Raw genomic sequence first — 21,105 nt, forward strand, 5'->3', positions numbered from 1 at the left:
AGTTCCTACTTTTTTAAAAACTCAGTAAAAGATCCCCTTTTTCAAGGTCGGATCTCCGAAGGAAAAACCTTTTTCCAAGGAAAATTCAATCCTTTCTCCAACCGAGTCTGCACCGAAAATAATTTGCAAGTTATCGTCTAACTGGACCGACTCAATCTGGACTTCCTCAAATACTCTCTTGGAGAAGTTCCAAAAACGGATTTGAACGCAAGATTGAAAGTTGCCTTTGAGTTGAAACCGGATCGATAAGCCACGGAAAGTATGTTCGCTCCTTCCTCCGATTTGAGAATATCTGCGGCCTCTTGCACCCGATACGAATTGATAAACTTAGAAAAGTTCATTCCTTTTCTTGAATTTAAGAATTCCGTCAACTGATACGGTTTTAAATCGAGTCTTTCAGCGAGAGTGGAAAGATCCAAATCTTCTTGAAGAAATAATTTTTCCTGACTCATAAGAAGTGTTAGGCGGGAATCGACTACGGAAAGATCCACACTTTCCAGCCGCGAATTCTGATACGCTTCCTTCACCGCCGGTCCGATCTCGCCCAAGAGTTTCGGAGTTCTCTGGTGAGAAAGATAAGCGATCACACTGTAAAACGTAGTCGCAACTACGGAAGTATAGAGCAGATCCAATTCTCTTAACAAATACGCGGAAAGCAAAAGAAGAGTAACGCTCGCCCCGCCGCTTAGGATCAGCAAAAGAAGACGCCCTCCCGGCTCCGTCCTCAATTGAGAGATTCTAAAAAGAGAACGTGTGTCCCAAAAAATAAACGCGTAGTATCCTAAATTTACAAAGAAGCCCGAAAGAAATAAAATATCCCAGATGCTCGTAGTCTTCTTATAAAAAAAATCTTCCGGTCGATTTCCAAACCAATCGGGTTGGATCCAAGAACAGATCGGAATCAAAATCGTAAGAAACAAACCCGGAACGTACATCCATCGATCTTTTTTCCAGCTATAAGAATCTCGAACGGTCGCGGAAAAGAGGCTATACATTCCCGAGCCCAAAAACCAAGGCCAAGGAACATACATATAGTTTAAAAATCGAGTTTCAAAGTGAATGTCTTTCAAAAGAAAATAAACATAAAAGAATAATATAGATCCGCACGCGTTCAGGAGAAACACGAGCCGATTTTGGATTCCTGCGTTAGGTCGAAGAAGCGCTCCCAATCCGATCAATAAACCGAATACGGCTCCGAAAAAAACAGTCTCTGTCAGGATGGAGGACACGAGAAGAGATAGAACCGGAAGTTGGATTCTCAGTCCAGAATTTTTTGTGCTCTTCTTTCCACAAATTTAAACCGACGTTCATTTCCAAAAATAGAATATTACAAAATCAAGAACCGACGGAACAATGAGACTTATTCTTTCGGAAGAATGACGTGAAAGACTGTTTTTCCCGGTTCCGAGTTGAGTTCGATTCTTCCCTCGTGTTTTTTTATGATTCTTCGGGAGATATCCAAACCTAATCCGCTTCCTTCTCCGGGGCCTTTGGTGGTAAAGAAAGGATCGAAAATTTTCTCCTGCATCTCCAAAGGAATTCCGGGTCCATTGTCTTCGATAGAAACTCTTACTTCCTTTTCCGATTCCAAGGTGGAAATCCTTATCTTTCCCTTAAACTTCATCGCCTGAAGCGCGTTATAGATAAGATTGGTCCAGACCTGCACTAAATCATCCGGATAGGCTTTGATGATCGGACGCGTAGAAAACTCCAGTTCGAGTTCCACTCCGCTTTTGATCTTGTTGTGATAGATCGTGAGAACGGTTTCAATGTTTTCGGCGAGATCGGTTACGACCTTCCCTCTACTTTCTTCCGTATCGATATGAGCGTAGTTTTTAAGCGCATAAACGATCTTAGAAGTTCTATCCACCGCCAATCGTATCGAAAGAATGTTTTTATATGTTTGTATTTCATCTAACGCGAACTTTAGAAGAGGATAATGTACGGAATTGTCAAAAAGGGTCGGAAATTCATCCAATGCTTGGGGGATTCCGTTGTCTAAAAGCCGATCCGCAATATCGTGCGAGTTTTCAAATCCAAGAGTTTTCAAACGAGTTCGAAGTTCATTCAAAACGGTTCTTCGATTTTCTCGAGGAAGAATACTTTCCTTACTCTCGATTCCCTTTCGGATCAACTCGGAAAGATTGTGCACATAATCCCCGTTGACAGTGGAAAGTTCCGGGCCGAGCCTTTCCATTCGATCCGCAGAGGAATTTAGATACGCCCTCAATTCTCCGCTCAACGCCGAGATGGCGCCTAACGGATTGTTGATCTCGTGTGCGATTCCGGCTACGAGTTGTCCTAGGGCAGCCATTTTTTCGGAAAGAATCAGTTGTTCCTGGGTCTTTTGTAAATTCTCCAGAGCCTGTGCTAATTCGGAGGTTCTTACAAGAACTGCTTTTTCCAATTCTTCTTTTGCTTCTTTTCTTTCAGCGTTTAACAAAAGTTGTGTGACTTGTTCGGCGATCGTCAATACGAATTGTTTTTCGTAACCCTTCCACTTTCTCAACTCGCCTCTGTGTCCCAAACAGACGATACCTTTGATTCTTCCTCTTACGAAAAAAGGAACGTCGAGTAGGGAAACGATTCCCAAGGGAATGCTATAATCATTAGACAATTCGAAAGTGCGTGGATCGTTGATCACGTCGGTCGCATCCACAAATCGATCCCTGAGAATCGATTCGGAATAACGAGGATATAGTTTTAGATTCATCCGTATTTTTTCGATAAATCTTTGATCTCTTCGATCCCAGCCGGCGACTACGGACCAACTGCTCAAGTCATCATTGTCAAAAATCCAAATCGTTGCCCGATCACAATTCAAAACCTCCGCGGCCATAATCGCAATCTTTCTCGCTCCCGATTCTAAATTTCCGGAAGCGAATTCGGAATCTGTCGTCATCTCCATCAAAGCCTGCGCGTGTAATGCGATCTGTTTTGCCTGCTCCTCCTTTTCTAAGGTTGCGTTTTTGATCTGAGTAATATCCCGAGTGATGGCGATGGAAGTAGGAGTGTTTCCTAAATTGACAAGACGCGCCGAAAAAAGCGTATCGACCAGTTTGCCGTCCTTTCTTCGAAACTGAACTTCGTAGTCCCTTACGATTCCGTCTTTTTGCAATTTCTCTACGACGATTTCCCTTTCTTGCAGATCCTTCCAGATTCCGAGCTCCATCGCGCCCTTTTCCTTTGTCTCATCTTTGGAATACTGAAGCATTTCCGAAAAGTGTTCGTTTACCTTAATATACTTTCCTGTATGAAGATCGCTGAGTGTGATCGTGTCCGGATTCATTTCGAAAACCATTTCGAAAAGGTCCTTACTTTCCTGCATCTTCGCGAAGTATTCGTCTCTTTCGGCTTCCATTCTTTTTTTATCAGTTACGTCGATCAAAAGCGCGAGTAACATCGGTTTTCCGTTCCACTGGAATACGCGATTTCCGGATAACACGTGTTTAACGGTCCCGTCCGAACTTTGTATGCTCGCTTCGATCGGTCCGGTTCCGCCCTTCTCTTGCAATTGTTTTATGAGCGTCGCTCGGTCAATGGAAGTTCTCCAAATCCCCAGGTCGATGGATGATTTACCGATGATTTGTTCTCTCGAATAACCGATAAGATCGCAGTACGATTGATTGATCTGACGATAGATTCCCGTTTCGAGATCGGAAAGTGATACGGCGGCCGGATTGAGTTGGAATAGTTTTTCGAAAAGATCCTTGCTCAATCTAAGTTCTTCGTCCAAAGCCTTTCTTTCCTCTTCTGCGGCTTTCTTTTCCGAAATATCGGTCGCAAGAGAGATAACGTGTTTTCTTCCTTCGAGCTCGGTGATCCTTGCGGAATAGAGGATCGGAATTTCGGTTCCGTCCGAAGCAGTAAAAGTAGATTCTAAATTTTTAACTTCATCGTGTTTGGAAAGAGCATCGTAGACTTCTTTTCTAAAGTTTGCCGCGTTTTCCCAGACTTTGATTTCAGGAGTGGTCTTACCGAGAACTTCCTCTCTTTTGAGTTTTACCATTTCCAAAAATCTTTCGTTGACGTCGATGATCTTGCGGTTTTCCCAATCCGTAAGAACGAGTGAAGAAGGAATGAGCTGAAATAATTTTTGAAACAATCTCTTGCTTCGTTCCAATTCCATTGCGAGAGATTCTAATTCTTGAGCATAGGCTTTGATCTCTGAAATATCGTGTCCGATCGCGAGAATTTTTTTCTCTCCTAAAAAATCCAACATTCTCGCGGAAAAAAGAATGGTCCTTATCTTTCCGTCCGGAGTCCGTATTTTGACTTCCAGATTTCGAACAACTCCGTCTTTTTCGAGGCCTTTGATGATTTTTTCACGATCTCCGGTATCGTAGTAAGCTCCGAGTTCAACCGCGGTCTTACCCAGGACTTCCTCTCGCGTTTTTCCGAGATATTCCAAAAAGAGATCGTTTACGAAAAGATAAGCTCCATTCGATTTTGATAATGTAATTGCGGATGGATTGAGACGGAATATCTGATTGAGAATTTCTTCCTTTTCCCGAACTTCGTCTAAGAGTTTTTCTTTTTCCTTCTCTTCTTTGATACGATCGGTCATAGGAACCGTAATACTCAGAAGAACTTTTTCTCCCTTGTATTCGATCGCTTTCGCTGAAAACAAACCCCAGAATTCTTTTCCGGTCGTGGTTCGAAATGGCATTTCGATTCCGTCCACAAAACCGTCGCGTTTCATTTCGGAAAGAATCGTTTCTCTGACTTCCTCGGAAAACCAGAGGTTTAACTCCAAAGTTGTTTTTCCTATAATCTTCTCGATCGTAGATTCTACTTGCTCCGCGAACTTTTGATTCACTTCCAAGATTTTTCCGGTTTTGATTTCGGTAAGGGCCATCGGAAGCGGATTGAGTAAGAATATACTTTTGAGTGCGTCCCAGCCTTCCTTTGCTTCGTGATAAAGTTTTTGTTGAATACTTTCGTTTTTTTTCTGTTCGGAGATATCTCTTACGATTCCCCAGATCGCGATCGGTTTTTTAGAATCGTCCTGAATCACATAAGCCTTTACGCATATGGGAACGATCCTTCCGTCCTTACGAATGTATTCCTTTTCGATTTCCTGAGAATACCCAGTTGGAAGCAGATATTCTTCAAATATTCTTTTTTCGTTAGCGATCCAATGATCCGGTGTGAGAGACCAAAGTGTGATCTCGCGAAGTTCTTCGATAGAATAACCGGTAAGAGAAAGAAAGGCCGGGTTGGCTTCTAAGAAGGTTCCGTCCAGATTTGCGATTGCAATCCCATCTCTACTGGTTTCAAAAATTTGCCGAAAGAATTCGGAATTCAAGAGATGAGAATCTAGGGTTTCCATGTCGCACTCATAGTAAAAGACGGCAATTTCCTAACAAGATCCGAGAAAGGAAATATCATTTTACACTGAAACTAGGAAAATTTCGTACCTCGATAAAACGTCCTATCTACAATGTCGATCTTGGAATGCGAAATCTCGGCTTAAGGACCGGAAACACAACGATAATACCAGGCCGCGGCTTTTCCATTTCCGCCCATCAGACCGTTGTTAAAAAACACCGACCAACCGTATGTTAGATTGAAACGATCGGTGCCCGAAGCCCAATAATACTGAGAAGCGGTTCCGGGAAAGAACGTCCCGTTGATGGAAGGATTCGAAATCGAGTAATCGACGATGCTTTGCAGTTCGTTCAGGTTTGGAAGTCTCCAACTTAACCCCGCAAGATTCAATGCAGAACAAGTGCTCAAGGCTTGTTGCCAAGTGCCTGTGCTCGCTCCGGAACTCTGCCAAATAAGACCGGTTCGATTGTCCGTAATGGTCGTGTTCCCGTTATCCGTAAGAGAAGGAGATTGAAGCGAAGTTCCCGAAACACAACGGACGGCATAAGGCCCCGTACCGAAGTTCATCTGATCGTAAAACCCGTTGTTCATAAAAACATACCAACCCGTTGTTGCAGGACTGAGCAAATAGGGCGTGGAAGAATAAAAAGTCGTGGCCGGATTACCCGGAAAGTTTGCGGAATCCACACCGGTGGGATTTTCCGTATTTGCAAAACGTGAAAGTTCATAGATCGAAGGGAGTCTCCAGGTTTTGATTCCTGCGTAACCGCCTCCGGAGTTGAGGGAATTCAAAGCGGAACAAGCTCCGGGAGCCGTGGAGAATGTATAAGTATTCGCGCCTCCGATAGTACAAAGATTTCCGCTCAATCCTTCGGGACAGGTTTTCCAAATCAAACCGCGAATATTGTCCAATGTCGTATAATCATTCGTATAAACCGAATGAGAAGTGGGCCCCGTATAACTGCGCGCCGACGGAAGATTTACGAAATCCGCATCCTGACGCGGATAAGTTGCGTCCGAACAAGGAATGTTCGTAGTCGTATCGTAACAGAGTGTTTGTCCGGTGTCAGAGATCTTTTCCGGAAAGTAAACTCCTGTCGAATTGGGTAGAAACCCGGCGCATTCCGGTGTTTGCAAAAGAAGACATTTCAAAATCTCAGTATCTTTCCACGCTTGAGAATAAGGAACCGCGGGATTGTAAGGTTCCTTTCCGGGAGTGCAGAACATAAAAAAGGATAATGCAATTATAAATAGGAATACCCGGAACATACTCTATTGTAACAAACTCAAATTCAGTTTAGTCAAGAAATTTTCAAAACAAGGAAATTTTATAAAAAAACATTCTCGAAAAGCTTCCATTCTTTTGACCTTGGATCGACTTGCTTCACAAAATTTTTTGAAAGGGAACCCGTTTTTCGATGTCTGTTTAATACAAAGCAATGGATATAAAGCGAAAGCCGTTTCATTCTTTTCCAAAATCAAAAATAAGAATTTAGGGAATTTTGAATTCGTTTTGTAAAAAAGGAAGGGGCCTTGGATTCTTTTAGCAAAGGAACCCGGAAACAAGTTTAGGATTTGATTCGATAGGAAACTTTGAAAAAGAGAAAAATCGATTCTATAGAATGGAAAAGACCGGATTTCAGAAAAGATTCGATAGGCGGGCTTTCGAAAAAACGAAACGTAAGAATATCATATAAAATGAATATTCTTACGCAAAAAAAATATCGACGGAAAAACAAAATTCTCCGTCGTATCGTTTAGGTTTTAGGTTACTACGGATTCGTTGTTTTCCTGGATTACGTGCCCGTCTTCCAAGATCATACGAATGAGTCTCGTCATCTCCACTGAATATTCTACGTTCAGATGTTTGGTAACACCTTCACAGAATCCGTTGATGATGAGAAGTTTTGCGTCGTCTTCGGATAAGCCGCGAGACTGAAGATAAAAAAGTTGATCCTCGTCGATACGGGAAACTGTCGCCTCGTAGTTTAAGGTTCCGTGTTGTCCGGAAACGTCGTTATAAGGATACGCATGGGATTGAGAGCGATTGTCCATCATGAGACCGTCGCATTTTACGTGAGAATAGGAATTTTCCGAACCGGTAGTGAACTTTACGAGTCCTCTGTAAGAGTTAATTCCTCCGTCCAGAGAAACACCTTTTGCTAATATATTGCTTCGTGTGTTCTTCCCTACGTGAATGATTCTCGCGCCCGTGTCTTGGATCTGTCCCCCGCCCGCAAACGCGAGAGAAAGAATATCGCCCGTAGAATGATCCCCTTGAAGGACGATTCCCGGATATTTCACGGTGTTCGCGCCGATGTTCACGTCGGTCCAGGTGATATGCCCTCTTTCATGGCATAACCCGCGTTTGACGGTCCAGTTATACATATTCTTCTTCCAGTTCTGAATCGTTGTATAAAAGATCTTTGCGTTTTTGTGAGCGACGAGTTCGACAACGGCCGTGTGAAAGTTGGTTCCCTTGTCTTGAACCGAGGAACATCCTTCCGAATATTCTATCTCAGCGCCTTCATCAGCAATCAATAATGTTCTTTCATACTGCCCGGAGGAAGCTGCGGTAACTTTGAAATATGCCTGAAGAGGCATCGGAGTTTTTACTCCTTTCGGAACGTAAGCAAAAGATCCTCCGGAAAAAACACAACTGTTGAGAGCTGAGAATTTGTTGTCTCCCACGCTTACGACCGTTCCCAAATACTTTCTTACGATATCGGGATATTCTCTAATAGCTGTATCGATGTCGCAGAAAAGAATTCCGAGATCGGTCAATTCTTTCTTCACGTTTGCATAAACGGTTTCGGAATCGTTCATCGCTTCGATTCCAGCGAGATACTTTCGTTCGTGTTCCGGAATTCCGAGACGTTCGAATGATTTCAAAACTTCGGGATCGACTTCGTCCCAGGATTTTTTCTTCTTTTGGTTGGATCCGATATAATGAGTATAAGAATCGATGTCTACGTTGAAGTTAGGAAAGAATCCCCAGGTCGGCATCGGCTTTTGTTCGTAAATTTCGAATGCTTTGAGGCGAAATTCGGTAAGCCAGGAAGGCTCATTCTTAATATGAGAAATGGATTCTACAACCTTTCGGGTCAGACCTTTGGGGAAGTTATCGGCGCGATAAAACCGATCATCTTGATTGGCTTCTTTTTCCAGGACTTGTTCCATCTTCTTTGCCTCCGAAAGTTAGACTTGGATTGCGACACATAGGGAAACGATCCGCTGAGTTATTGCGACCTAATTTGCGACCCATAAGGGAGCAAATTACTGAGTTCTATTGCGAACTGAGACACGAATCGTGTTACGCTCAAGTTCTCGATATCCGTTGACCCAGAAGCTTTTCCTTACCCGCGCAAACTACGTGGAATCTCAACAAGAATTGTCGGAACTACGACGCTCACTCGTGAAAGTTCGCTGACCCCACCCTGAATTTGGGTGGCGGGGCGGGCGGTGGGAGTTTCCGGAGAATTTTCCTTATCACAAAATCATAATTTTGCAATGAGAAAGTTTCCCTAATTTTGTGGGAACTCCTACAAAATTCCGCATCGGCGATTTTCGTTTCCGTTCTCATTGAATGTTAGGAAGAACGGTTATGCCTAAGAGAGTTTTTTTCAAGTTTCTTCCGTGATCTAAAAAAGATCCATAAAGACCCCGACTCACTATAATTCTGGATCCGAAACTTCTCGGGACATTCTACCAAACGAAACGTAAGAGGAAGGACAATCCGGGTTCTTATCGCAAATCCGTGCTCTCAATCACTTAAGAACCATCATCCGCAGGCAAAGGCCTGCGGACAGGAAAAAATCAGTTTACTGCAGAGAAATAGTCTTTGGATTTTTGAGGATCCGCAACCATCGTTTTTTTACCTTCGTCCCAGTTCGCAGGACATACTTCGCCGTGTTTTTCAACGAATTGGAATGCCTTGAGCAAACGAATTGCTTCTTCGATATTACGTCCCACTGGAAGGTCGTTGATCGTAGCTTGACGAATCACTCCGGCTGGATCGATGATAAAGGTTCCTCTGAGAGCAACTCCTCCGTCCGTAAGAACGTTGTAGTCTCTGGAGATGGACTTCGTTAAATCAGCGATCAAAGGATACTTGATATCGCCGATTCCACCTTCTTTTTTCGGAGTGTTTTTCCAAGCTAAGTGAGTAAACGCGGAATCCACGGAAACACCGAGCACTTCCGCTCCGAGTTTTTTGAATTCTGCAAGTTGGTTATCGTATTCTATGATCTCAGTCGGGCAGACAAAAGTGAAGTCGAGAGGATAGAAGAATAGAACTACCCATTTTCCTTTGTAATCGGAAAGTTTGATTTCCTTGATTTCTTTTCCAAGAACAGCTTCTGCTTTAAAGTCCGGCGCTAGGGATGTAACCTGAGGCATTTTTGTTTCTCCTTTGTGAATTTGTTTTGAAACTTTAGACCCTCCCATAGTATCCTCCAACCCCTCCGAAGCAAATATTTTTTAGAATGATTCTAATTTTTTTTTAATTCTAAAAAATTTTGGACGGAACTCCGGCTGAAAGTCATGAGAAAGACAAATGTGTGAGTTCCTACTTTTCCAAAAAACAGGAGAACCCGCAAGAAAGAATCCTCGAAATCGGGGTTTGTATCCGGTAAGTTCCGTCTTTTCTGGAAAAGTTGTGGGAACTCCCCGACGTTCTTCTTCAAAAGTGGACATTCCCTAACCTTCCAAGGCAGAAAGAAACTGGCGAGAAGGGAAATCTTCGAGAAAAGGTGGAGTTCCTACTTTTACCACTCAAAGACCTTCTAGAGGAAAGCGAATTCTTCTTACACGATCCGCAAGAAAAGCGCAGTGGATTTTTTTTTCAAAACGTCTCCACTGCATTCATCAATCTCAAAACTTCTTACTCAAGGAACAAAAAAGTAGGAACTCACACATTCAAAAGAAACTTTAAAAAAATCGAAACTAAAATTACCTCGCAAAAGAGAATCCAATCTGAGTCGAATGAGTATATGGAAACAGCGCTTTTGATTCTCCTTTGTTGCACCACTCTCATCGGCCCTCGAACGGGAGTCTTTGAAGACGAACTCAATTATTGTTCCCCCCGACCGAACTGCGTTTCGAGTCAGAGTTCCAGCTACAACCCGATCCATCATATCGACCCGTTTCATTACAACGAAGAGAAGGAAGTTGCTTATCAAAAACTAAAAGAAAAGTTGGAGAAAGCGGATCGAGTAAGCGTTTTGGAAGAAAACGGAAATTATATCAAAACCCGATTTTATACGAGGGTCTTTCACTTTCCGGACACCGTGGAATTCTTATTTGAAGAAAAAACAAAAACGGTTCAAATCCGTTCCGAATCCATTCTCGGCCTTTTTGACTTTCTTGCCAATCGAAGAAGACTCAACAATCTCCGAGAAGAACTCGGCTGGGAATAAACTTTTTAGAATATTCATTTTTTAGAATATTCTGGGCGAGTCCTGCTATGACGTCTTTCAAAAAGAGGCGTAAGAAAAAGAGCAGGACCGGGCTCTTCGCTCCAATCTGCGATGGGAAATTCGATTTCCAAAAGCATCGCAGGATTTCCGCTTCGATCCCTCTCGCGGGTGCATTCTTACGACAAACCATTAGCGGTAAAAAATCCTTGCAAACGGACTTCAAGTCAGTTCTTAAATAAAATTGCGAAGATTCTTATCTTTTCCAAAAAGGGAAAGGCTCAAAGACTCCCGTCGATTTCTTCGATCTTCAGATCATCATTAAAAACCGAACCGGAAGAGATGGTCGGAGGTGCATAGAGACCAAAATGAAGTTGAGCGATCGTTTTTTTTCTGCAATAGACTTTCGCCTGAGAAACAAGAGTTCCGTTTTGCCAGACCTTCACAACACCTTCCGGATTTTGAAAATCCAAAAAGATCTTGAGTTGAACCCACTGAGAGTTTGGAAACGTAAGAGAATTATTTTGAAAGGAAGTAATCTTTTGGCCCATAGAAGGAACGTGCATCAGATGAACAAAACCGTCGTAACTCAAATTCACAAGGACGGGACTATTCCAAGCATCGGATGAATCGTTTGCAATCGTCGCGAAACTAAACCACTCATTCTCCGGAGACATCTTTCGCAGATTCATATCCAACCAAACGTTAAACGTAATCAAAACCGGAGTTACAAAACTTCCCCCTGAAGTTTTGTGAAGCTGAATCGTAGGATATCCTCGGTGATTGTTGTTGATCCAAGGATTGGTCGGGTTATAAGCCGAATAGATCCAACCCTTATGCGATTTTGTTCCGCTCAAAACCTGCTCAGTCGAAAGATCGTGAGACGCGCTCCCTTGATAGTTCTGAGGAACTATATAAAAATTGGAAAAATCATTCACGGATTCAAAGGAAGTAAAGAAGGTTCGATTGGCCTGTGTTCTCGCAAGATTTACTTCCGGAGCACACTGAGCTTGATCGTAGGCTCCCAAAAGAAACAAGGCCTGGGTTTGAATGTCTTCTTCCTTCTGACTACAGAAATTCAAAAGACCGATACAAACAAAAAGGAAAATTTTGATTCTCCATTTTGAATTCAATGAGCTTTGTCTGTAAGTTTGCATTGGGTTTCTTTTCAAGAATATTTCCGCGAGAGAAAATCAAATAACAAAACGATTTTTAACGCGCGTCTCATACTTAGGAACATACAATTGAAATCGAATTCTCTTCTTTTGGAAATTTATTTCCAAAAGAAGAGAAAAAAATCTCAGCCCTTCAGGAAACTCATCGTATCTTGTAAATTTTTTGCAATCTGCAAAAGACTCACGGCGCTTCCCGCGATCTCTTCCGAATTGGCGGCGCTATTTTGAACGGTGATGGAAATATTGGATACCGCGTTTGCTGTTTCGGCGATCGCTACCTTTTGTTCCTTAACTGAGTTTCTGATTTCTTCGGACTTCGCGTCGACTTGATCCACTCCGAAACGAATCTTTTCTTTTTTCTCTTGTTGAAGTTCCATCGTGGCAACGATTTGATTCGAGGATTCTTTTAAGTGTTCGAGTCCGCTCAAAATTTCCGCGTAGACGATTACGGAATTCTCAACGATTCTTCTTCCGGTTTCGATTTCTGCGTTACTCGTCTTGATCAGTTCTTCGATCGTCATCGCGCTCGAATCGGTCTGCTCCGCAAGTCTTGTGATTTCGCTGGCGACTACGGCAAAACCCCTTCCGTGTTCGCCAGCCCTCGCCGCTTCGATCGCTGCGTTTAGAGCGAGTAGATTCACCTTTTCCGATATTTCTTTGATGATAGCCGTGATCGATTGCATTTCCACAGAACTGTTTTCGATTTTCCCCATACTGTCCGTAAGATCTCCCATCGTCTTCTTACCGGAGTCGGTCTTGAGATACATCTCCGAAATTTTGTTCAAAGAATTCTTAACCGCTTCTCCGACTCGATTGATCATCCCTTCGAGTTCCCGCATTTCTCCGTTAAACGAAGAAATCAGAGCATACTGAGATTCCGCGTTTTGATTTACGTATTCCATTCCGGAACTGATCTCTTCGACGGAGGCGGAGATTTGCTCTACGGAAGCAGACTCGGATTGTGCGTTGGAAGAAAGATGATCCGCCGATTGAGAAAGTTGTTCGGAAGCCGCAACGATACTTTCCGAAAAGTTAAGAATCGTATCCAACATTCCCTTTACCTTGATTTGAAAAAGACGAAAGGCGATGAGCAAAAAGTAGAGTTCGTCTTTTTTCTTAGAATCCTCTTCCACATCCACCGGATGAGAAAAATCTGCGTTGTTGATCGCTCGACTCACAGAGTTCAACCCTTTGACGAGCTGAATCGAATAAACAATCGCGATCAAAAGAATATAACTCAAAGTCACACCCGAAAGAAAGGTAAAGACGATCCAGCTAAACTCGAATTCTTTTTCTGCTTTGATATAAATCTTATCCGTGATTCTCAACTGAACTTGAATCAGCTCTTCTATCTTCTCGGTCACGGGATCGATCTTCGGATACAATCTGTTTTCCGCAAAAAATCCTAAACCAGCAAAGTCTTTTGCCAGCATCAAAGCGCGAGCTTCTTCTACAGCGGAGTTGGAAGCGGCAAAAAGAGGATTCAATTCTTCAATGATAGTTTGTTCTTCCGGAACAAGATGTGTTGAACTGTAAGCGGCCCATTCTTTCTGTATTCCTGTGCTCGCCTTGTCTAAGTTGATCACTCCTTCTTCGGGAGTAAAAGCGCCGCTTCTTACTTTGTGAACGCAGTCCACGATATTGATCGCATAGAGATCGGAGATTTTTTTGAGTTGTTTTAGAGGAATGACTCGATCTTCGTAGATCGTCTCTATGTCCTCGATTCGATCTTTCGTGTTGATCAAAGCGAGCGCCACTAAGATTGCAATTGGAATCAAAACCGATCCAAAGAGGAGCATCAATTTTTTTCGAATGCCCAATCTTTGAATGAATCTATATATTGTTTTCATAAGTTTAAGGGCGCCAATCTTAATATAACTTAAGGGGTCAGTCAAGTGTTTTCATTTCGGTTTTTCTCTTAGGCTGTTCGAGATTATAAACTGAAATTAGAGTGAATTCTTAGAATGAAAAAGTAAAACCAAAGGAATTCGTTAAACCGAAATAGCAGGAAACATAAGAAGGATTCGATTCTATTGTATAAGTTAGGAAGGCGGCTTACGTAAGCTCGTTCAAAAACGACGGAAAACTCACGTTTTGAAAAAGAAACTAAAAGGAATTCTATATGAATTTCTTGGATTATCGAAAGCGTCCCGAGCGGAAATCGGATTAAGAAGCTGGTTTTTCGTTTCTCAGATCGCCTTTCAGACTTTTTCCAAAAACGTCCGGATAAAAATCTTTCAAACCTTGAATCACGAATTCAAATGGAAAGTCATCAAAAACCCCTCTTTGATTTACATATTCCATAAATTTCTTCCCTTTTCCGTCAAAGGAATGAAAGACGTTGTCCCGGGTTCCGTCAAAATCAAGAGGTTCCACTCCGAACTTTCTACAAAGATCCTGATCAAAAACGGGAGTGGCTTTGATCCAATTTCCGTCTATTAGAATTTCTGCATATCCATGATAAGCGAATGTTGTAGTTCCCAAAACTTTGATCAGACGTTCACTCGCAAGATGATTGACTACGTCCGCAAATCCGATCTTAGAAGGAAATCCTAACGTACGAGCTCCCGCCGCAAAGAGAAGAGATTTTGGAATGCAATAGTTTTGTTTACTCTCGGCGATCTTACTCGCTCGATACGATTCTTTTGAATCGGCGACCACGTAAGGATTGTATCGAATCTTATCTCTCACACCCAGATAAAATTCTTTCAGTTTTTCGAGAGGAGAATTGTCAGGACTTGTGCATTCTTCTATAAACTTGAGAACGGAAGCAGAATCGTGATCGAAATAATACGTAGAAAGTAAGTAAGAATCCAAGGATTGCATGATTTTCATCCCTAACCTTTTAAAGAAAGATTTCCTTCCCATCTTTTGTTATACAAACTTTCCGTCCACCGGGAATCGCATTCAAAAATGAAAATGGGTTTTCGAATCAATAAAAAAGAATCGCCAAAATTTTCAAGATCGCTCTATTGATTTAAAATCGATCAGCTTAAATAAACAACAAAGAATTGTCGAAAAGAACCAAATCGTTTTTATACAAAATCGATTACCTTCCAGATTATCGGGAGTTGGTTCCAATAAAAATAATTTCTTCAATTTTGATTTTTTGTAAAGGCCCTGCTACACAAATTTGGAAATGAAAATCAAAACTCTTTGCGAAACCTTCGCAAAGTAATCAAAGGAGAATTTTATGAATAAAATTCACAATCACGTTCGAATCGGAATCGTATTACTCTTTGTTTCTTCCATCTTTTGGAATTGTGAAAATCAAAAGAGTTCGGATAAAGAAGATTCTTTAAAAAATCTTGGTTTCCTTTTGGGTTCGACAACTCCCTTGAAGGAAGTTACGGACGCAGACTGTACGGATCCCGCTCCCGCATTCGCTACACTGGGAGTTGCCGGAACCACCGCCACATGTTCCACCTGTCACAGCGCGGGAAATGCAAACGCAGGCCTTGACATCACTTCTTACAGCAGCGTAAGAAACAGAGTCACCGTGGGAAATCCGAAAGGAAGTTTGCTTTTTATTAAAATCAATTCCGGATCCATGAGACTCTATAACAACAATTCGATCAACAAGGCCGTCTACTGCTGGACTCTCAAAGGAGCCAATCCTTGATTCCCTCTCAAACGAAAAGAATTTCGCTTCTTCTTGGGATCGTATTTACGATTTCTGCGACCGGCCTTCTTTCCGAAAAGAAATCGAAAGAACTGGTCGTAAAAGAAGCGAACATTCAATTTTTGAGCGAAGCGCCTCAGGAAACAATTCGTGGAACCGTTTCGAAAGCGGAAGGTTCCGCGAACTTGGATACGAAGAGAGTCGTCATTCGAGTCGATCTCAACGCGTTGAACGTTCCCAATCGATTGATGAACAATCACATGCACGAGAACTATCTCGAAACGGAACAACATCCGATCGCTTCCTTCGCAGGATTGATTACAAAATGGGATCTCAAAACCAAAACGGTAGAGATCGAAGGCGATTTCAGCTTACACGGAATTACAAAAAAGAATTTTAAAATTCAAGGAACGATCGAGGAAAAGGAAAAAGACTTTTTGATCCGTTCGAATTTTGAAGTGATTCTAACAGACTTTAAAATCGAAATTCCTAAATTAGTAATCTTGAAACTCAATGAAAAAATAAGAATCGAAACCAGCATCCTATGGCAGAGCAAAGAATGAATTACCGCGCTTTTCTTTTTATCGTCCCGTTTGTTTTTCTTACGTTTATTTCTCCGGTCTTTTCTCAAGAACAGAGAAAATCCGCATTCTTAGGAACCAGCTTGATCCACATGCCGAGCACGGAAGACGTTGGCAAAAACGGTCTCGACTTCCGATTCAATCACAGGTTTGGGGACGCAAAGTCCACTTCCTATGATTTTCTCGGTTTGGATAACGGAGCCAATACACAACTTTCCTTGGACTACGGAGTTACGGATCGAATCACCGTCGGAATCGCGAGGACTTCGTTTCAGAAGACCTATGAGGCAAGATCGAAGATTCGTCTTTTAACTCAAGATTCGAGTTTTCCCGTTACGATGAGTTTTTTTGGAGTGTTCGGTCAAGAGACTTCGAAACAAGAACAATTCTTCGGTCCTTACCTTCGTCCTACGACCGGAATTCCGACCGTCGATTCGAATTTAGAAAAACAGTTAAACACGTATGAACTCAGTTATCAGGATCGCCAGAGCACTCTCGCTTCTTTCCTAATTTCCAGAAGATTCAACGACGTCCTTTCGATTCAACTCTCTCCGATGTTCGTTCACAGAAACTACGTCAAAGACCATCTTTCCAACGATCGAACGGGTTTGGATGTTTCGTTCCGTCTCCATCTTTTTAAAAGAGTGGACTTTACGTTTGGTACGATTCTCACTCCGAAAAGAGATTACGTTGGAGATTCTTACAATACGGAAGATAGAAAGACAAAGATCGGCGGTGTGGAATATTCAGCTTCCGAAATAAACGATCTCATCGCGAGAGGGAAAACGATCGACGCCGCGGTGAACAACATTCTTCTTTCCAAACCAGTGGAATACACTTCGGTTCCTATGAGTTTCGGCGTGGACTTTGAAACGGGCGGTCACGTGTTTCAGTTTTTTGTCACCAACAGCCGTGCAATCGCGCATACACAACTGCTTCGCGGAGCCGACTTCAATTATGATAAGAAAGAATGGACGATCGGTTTTAACATCCATCGTCATTTTTCTCTGGAGAGTTCGGAAAAGCCGGCTTCCGAAAAAACAAATTAAAGAAGAAGGGTTTAACCGCCCTTCGCCATAAGATATTTTTCCATAAACTCGGTGATGTCCTTGATGTTTCGGTTGATCATCTTTCTGAGTTCCGGGGGGATATTTTGGGATTTGATGACACGATAGTAATTGAGAGCGTTCTTTAACATCTTTCTTCTCGCAAACTCCTGGGCTTTTACGAGCATCGGCTTGTATTTATAGTATGAGTATTCCATAATACTGTAATTTTTAGATAGTTTAAACGCGTGAGGAATTTTTCCAAAATCGTAAGTAAGAGTCAAAAACGGAGCGTCGTCCACTTCCGGAGGTTTGAGTTCCAGAATCCCGTGGATCATTCGAGGTTCTTCGTCTTTAGAACCTCCGGATTCCTCTCCTCCCTCTTCATTTCCCTGTTCGTCAAAAGGTTCGAGTCCACCTTCTAAAACTTCGATCTCGGGAGCTTGTTCTTCTCCTTGCGAAGACGCCGGCGCGAGATGAGGAATCTCGGGAGTCGATTCCGTGGTCTTTTGATATTCCGGATCGGGAAGACCTATATCAGGAAGTTCTAATGGTTTGACTTCCTTTTCCAGACCCTCGGAAGGAGCCGGAAGAGAATCGAATTTTAATTCTCCCAGTGGAGAAGGCGACGGCGCTTTCGGAGGTTCTTCTTCCGGACGAACGGTTTTATCGGTCGGATCGGGAAGTAGGATCGGAACGAGTTCGATCTTAGGAACTACAGGAGCTAAGAAGGGAGGAAGGTCGTCTCTCTGCGGAGCATCCGGCCAGTCATAGTCCGATAGTTCCGGAGCGCTCTCTTCTGGAGGCGCTTCTTCCCTCTCTTTTTTTTTCTGCTCTTCTTTTTGTTTGAGATATTCGTCTCGAAGTTTGAAGAGATCTTCTCTTCTTCGGTCGTCTCCGTCTCGGCGGTCTTTACGATTCGGATCCTGTCCTCTTCGATCTCCTCCGGACCTCCGACTTTCTCCCGTTCTTCGATCTACAAGGGGAAGATCTTTGAACTTTTCCCATTCTTCCGAAAAGAAAGTATCTTCGGGAAGATCCATCGCGTTCGGATCCAGATGTTCTCCGGAATCTCTTGCACCTGGACTTCCTCCACCACTGGAAGGAGAACCAGCGCTCCCACCGCCGGAACCTCCTGGAAAGCCGCCTCCACCTCCAGGGGAACCCGATCCTCCTGCAGAAGCTCCACCGCCTGAACCCCCGCCTCCGGAAGATCCTGGACTTCCGACACCCGCTTCACCGGGAATCCCAGCTCCTCCACCTCCGGAGGCACCGCCCCCACCACCTGAAGATCCGCCTCCTCCCGGGAAAGAAGGAATAAAACTAGTCGGAGCTCCGCCTGGAGAACCAGGACTTGGAGGTGGGATACTTCCCGGAGGAAGCGCAGGACCAGGACTGAAAATATGATAAGAGACCGGACCAGGTGTCAGATTTCCTGGAAGAGTCGGAGGACCGGGAATCGCTCCCGGATCCATGGGAGAAAGAGGTAGGGAAATCGGATTTCCAAATCCTTTTGAAATCGTATCGCCTAATGACTCACTGATGTCCTTGATCGCACGGACCAAATCACCAAGAGGAATCGGGGGGCCGTCGTAATTTTCGGGACGATAGACTTCCTCTTCGTCGCTCTCCAGGTGATTTTCGATCTGATCGATATTCTCCTGAATCTTTCCCTGGATCTCTTCGTCCGGAACTCGGCCCTTGGTTCTTTTATAAATTTCTAATGCACCGTTGTAACTTTCCTTATCTACGAGAGCTTCCGCGTTGATAAGTGGACGGCGATGATTCGCAAATTTGGAATTATTGCGGATGATATCGTCGACTTTATTCTTTAGATCTAATTTAGGTTTTTTGCGGAGACCTGGGAATTGCTCTTTGTGTTTTCTTGCATCCTCGGACCCAAGACCGGCTCCGGAAGAAGGAGCTGGGGTGCCTCCTCCCGAACCTTGGGGAGAACCAGCGGAGGAAGGAGAAGTCGGAGCTCCTCCGGACTGAGAAACAGGAATCTCCTTTCCTCTATCGCCTCTAGCGTTAGTCCCACCGCCTGGGCCTGCGCTTCCGGGAGAAGATTTTCCGGAACCGGAATCACCTTCTTTGGAAGGAGGTTTATCTCGAAAGAGAGTGTACGCGCCTGCCCCCGCGGATAAAAGGCCTAACATGAATAAGAGGAGTGTTGTCATTGGGAGAAGCTACTGTTCTTAAAATCGACAGAAGTGGGTGTCGATCTTGAACCCATTCGGCCTTCTTTTTGTAATTGACGCCATGGATGTATAGTATATTTCTGACTTATGAAAGCTTCGGTTCGGGCAAACTTAAGTTTTGGATCCAGTCCAGACAATCCGGACGGACTTCAATTGAAAATCACCTTTGATGAAGATACGCAGTCTGCTTATGGTGACTTCACTTGTCCGGAAAAGTTTCAAGGTCAGCCTGATGTAATCCACCCAGGAATTATATCTACGATCTTAGACGAAATCATGGTGAAAATTAACGAGGCCATGAATTTCAAAACAACCACTGGCGAACTCACGATTCGTTTTTTACAACCCGCTTTTGTCAATCAACCGCTCCATCTTCGCGGATGGTTTGTGAAGAAGAACAAAAAAGTAATTGAAAACAGAGCGGAAATCGAAAACGAGATCGGAAAGATCGTAGCCCGTGGAAAAGGCAAATACATCGAAGTAGACGACTGATCCTTCTTTGCAATCAAACCGCCGATGTGGTGAAACTGGTAGACGCAGTGGATTCAAAATCCACCGGGGGCAACTCTGTGTCGGTTCGAGTCCGACCATCGGCAAATTTTAGATTCTTACTTTTCTTTCCTTTCAAAATCCACCGGGGGCAACTCTGTGTCGGTTCGAGTCGCCCCATCGCCAAATTTAAGATCTAACTTTCCTTTCAAAATCCACGTGAGCAACTCTGTGTCAGTTCGAGTCGCCCCATCAGGCTAATTTTAAATTCTAACTTTTCTTTCTTTTTCAAAATCCGCGTGAACAACTTTGTGTCGGTTCGAGTCACCCCATCGCCAAATTTAAGATCTAACTTTCCTTTCAAAATCCACGTGAGCAAATCTGTGTCGGTTCGAGTCGCCCCATCGCCAAATTTAAGATTCTATCAGGCAGGATTCCTTCAAACCATTGGGGGCGGTTCCTGGAGTTTCATTGTAGAAAAGGCGATTCGCAGAGCTTGCAGGACCGGGCTCTCAGCTACGGTCAAGTGAAATCACTTGACCCCGCTTCGATCCCTACCGCGTTGAAAGGAAAAATTCTTTCGTTACAAAAAAGAAAAGTAGGAACTCACACTTTTTAAAAGAGATATCCATCTTAACCTTTTTCGATTCTTGTTTCACCGACAAAACTTTGTGGGAACTCCCTCAAAAGAAATTTCAGAAGAAATCTTTCGCGATAAGAATGAAAAATGAAAACCGCGTCTTCCACTTTGAAAAGTAGGAACTCATACTTTTCAAATTTTAAAAAACTCAATCCTGACCGGCAAAAATTTTCGTAAAGATCGGATTACGTTCTTTGCTCGCGTAGAGTTCGATGAGGCTGCAAGTGAGAACGACAAGAGCTAAAATAAAGGAAACGCCCGCGCCGCCTTGAAAACCTAACACGGAAATATGGGAACCGATGGCGCCGATCATAATGACACTTCCCAACATCGCACCCAACCAACTCGTCTGTGGAATCAGGAGAAGCAACACAACGGCCAATTCTGCAAAGCCGACGACGTAACGTCCGAAAGGCTCCGCATCCAACGCGGAAAAAGTCGCGATCGAACGATCGGCTCCGGAAAGTTTAAAATAAAAAGCGGGAATCAAAATGACCACCGCGACGATTCGTACTGTCCAATCTAATATTTTTTTCATAGACCTTACCTCGTAATAAGGCCCATATTCTAACAATTTCGAAAGCTACCCGCAAGGCATTTTCGTAA

At 43.3% G+C, this 21,105-nt stretch carries 15 protein-coding genes and 1 tRNA gene; 6 read left to right on the forward strand and 10 right to left on the reverse strand.

Annotated elements, in window-relative coordinates:
• Positions 1-137 precede the first annotated feature (137 nt).
• The 5 genes from A0128_RS13700 to A0128_RS13725 form a co-directional block, all read right to left on the reverse strand.
• Positions 138-1,229, reverse strand: coding sequence for a helix-turn-helix domain-containing protein (locus A0128_RS13700; RefSeq protein ID WP_245667159.1), 1,092 nt, complete (start codon positions 1,227-1,229; stop codon positions 138-140).
• Positions 1,230-1,360: 131 nt separating this feature from the next.
• Positions 1,361-5,332, reverse strand: coding sequence for a PAS domain-containing sensor histidine kinase (locus A0128_RS13705; RefSeq protein ID WP_069608033.1), 3,972 nt, complete (start codon positions 5,330-5,332; stop codon positions 1,361-1,363).
• Positions 5,333-5,472: 140 nt separating this feature from the next.
• A complete protein-coding gene (locus A0128_RS13710) occupies positions 5,473-6,558 on the reverse strand; it encodes an Lcl C-terminal domain-containing protein (RefSeq protein WP_069608034.1) in 1,086 nt (361 codons plus the stop codon).
• 537 nt (positions 6,559-7,095) lie between these two features.
• Entirely contained in the window at positions 7,096-8,511 is a 1,416-nt protein-coding gene (sufB, locus tag A0128_RS13720; protein WP_069608036.1) for a Fe-S cluster assembly protein SufB, read from the reverse strand.
• A 636-nt stretch (positions 8,512-9,147) separates the two neighbouring features.
• On the reverse strand, positions 9,148-9,729 hold the full coding sequence (locus A0128_RS13725; RefSeq protein ID WP_069609299.1) for a peroxiredoxin: 582 nt from the start codon (positions 9,727-9,729) through the stop codon (positions 9,148-9,150).
• 593 nt (positions 9,730-10,322) lie between these two features.
• Here A0128_RS13725 and A0128_RS22140 point away from each other — a divergent pair.
• A complete protein-coding gene (locus A0128_RS22140) occupies positions 10,323-10,748 on the forward strand; it encodes a DUF1499 domain-containing protein (RefSeq protein ID WP_069609300.1) in 426 nt (141 codons plus the stop codon).
• A 278-nt stretch (positions 10,749-11,026) separates the two neighbouring features.
• Here the strand turns inward: A0128_RS22140 and A0128_RS13735 are convergent, their stop codons facing one another.
• From A0128_RS13735 to A0128_RS13745, 3 genes are all read right to left on the reverse strand, one after another.
• Positions 11,027-11,917, reverse strand: a complete 891-nt coding sequence (locus tag A0128_RS13735) for a heparin lyase I family protein (RefSeq protein ID WP_156781843.1) — start codon at positions 11,915-11,917, stop codon at positions 11,027-11,029.
• Between the two features lie 128 nt (positions 11,918-12,045).
• Positions 12,046-13,770 carry a methyl-accepting chemotaxis protein gene (locus A0128_RS13740; RefSeq protein WP_083244128.1) on the reverse strand — a complete coding sequence of 575 codons (1,725 nt, stop codon included), beginning with the start codon at positions 13,768-13,770 and terminating at the stop codon, positions 12,046-12,048.
• A 316-nt stretch (positions 13,771-14,086) separates the two neighbouring features.
• Complete coding sequence (locus A0128_RS13745) at positions 14,087-14,755, reverse strand: transglutaminase-like domain-containing protein (RefSeq protein ID WP_069608039.1); 669 nt, start codon at positions 14,753-14,755, stop codon at positions 14,087-14,089.
• A 358-nt stretch (positions 14,756-15,113) separates the two neighbouring features.
• On the opposite strand from A0128_RS13745, the gene A0128_RS13750 reads away from it, so the two are divergent.
• Genes A0128_RS13750 through A0128_RS13760 form a run of 3 tightly spaced genes read left to right on the forward strand, consistent with a single transcriptional unit; the run spans position 15,114 to position 17,172 of the window.
• On the forward strand, positions 15,114-15,542 hold the full coding sequence (locus A0128_RS13750) for an LIC11213 family lipoprotein (RefSeq protein WP_069608040.1): 429 nt from the start codon (positions 15,114-15,116) through the stop codon (positions 15,540-15,542).
• A gap of 20 nt (positions 15,543-15,562) precedes the next feature.
• Positions 15,563-16,105, forward strand: a complete 543-nt coding sequence (locus A0128_RS13755) for a YceI family protein (protein WP_245667252.1) — start codon at positions 15,563-15,565, stop codon at positions 16,103-16,105.
• On the forward strand, positions 16,087-17,172 hold the full coding sequence (locus A0128_RS13760) for a DUF5777 family beta-barrel protein (protein ID WP_069608041.1): 1,086 nt from the start codon (positions 16,087-16,089) through the stop codon (positions 17,170-17,172). Before A0128_RS13755 ends, A0128_RS13760 begins: the two co-directional genes overlap by 19 nt.
• Before the next feature lie 11 nt (positions 17,173-17,183).
• Here A0128_RS13760 and A0128_RS13765 read toward each other — a convergent pair whose 3' ends face one another.
• Complete coding sequence (locus A0128_RS13765) at positions 17,184-19,328, reverse strand: hypothetical protein (RefSeq protein ID WP_069609302.1); 2,145 nt, start codon at positions 19,326-19,328, stop codon at positions 17,184-17,186.
• 129 nt (positions 19,329-19,457) lie between these two features.
• On the opposite strand from A0128_RS13765, the gene A0128_RS13770 reads away from it, so the two are divergent.
• Both A0128_RS13770 and A0128_RS13775 read left to right on the forward strand, forming a co-directional pair.
• Positions 19,458-19,862, forward strand: coding sequence for a PaaI family thioesterase (locus tag A0128_RS13770; protein ID WP_000648186.1), 405 nt, complete (start codon positions 19,458-19,460; stop codon positions 19,860-19,862).
• A gap of 20 nt (positions 19,863-19,882) precedes the next feature.
• Positions 19,883-19,966 (forward strand) — tRNA-Leu (locus A0128_RS13775).
• Between the two features lie 681 nt (positions 19,967-20,647).
• Here A0128_RS13775 and A0128_RS13780 read toward each other — a convergent pair.
• Positions 20,648-21,037: a MauE/DoxX family redox-associated membrane protein gene (locus tag A0128_RS13780; protein ID WP_069608042.1), complete on the reverse strand. Its 390-nt coding sequence runs from the start codon at positions 21,035-21,037 to the stop codon at positions 20,648-20,650.
• Positions 21,038-21,105: the final 68 nt, after the last annotated feature.

Origin of the sequence: Leptospira tipperaryensis, assembly GCF_001729245.1 — a bacterium.
In the GTDB taxonomy this organism is placed as follows: domain Bacteria; phylum Spirochaetota; class Leptospiria; order Leptospirales; family Leptospiraceae; genus Leptospira; species Leptospira tipperaryensis.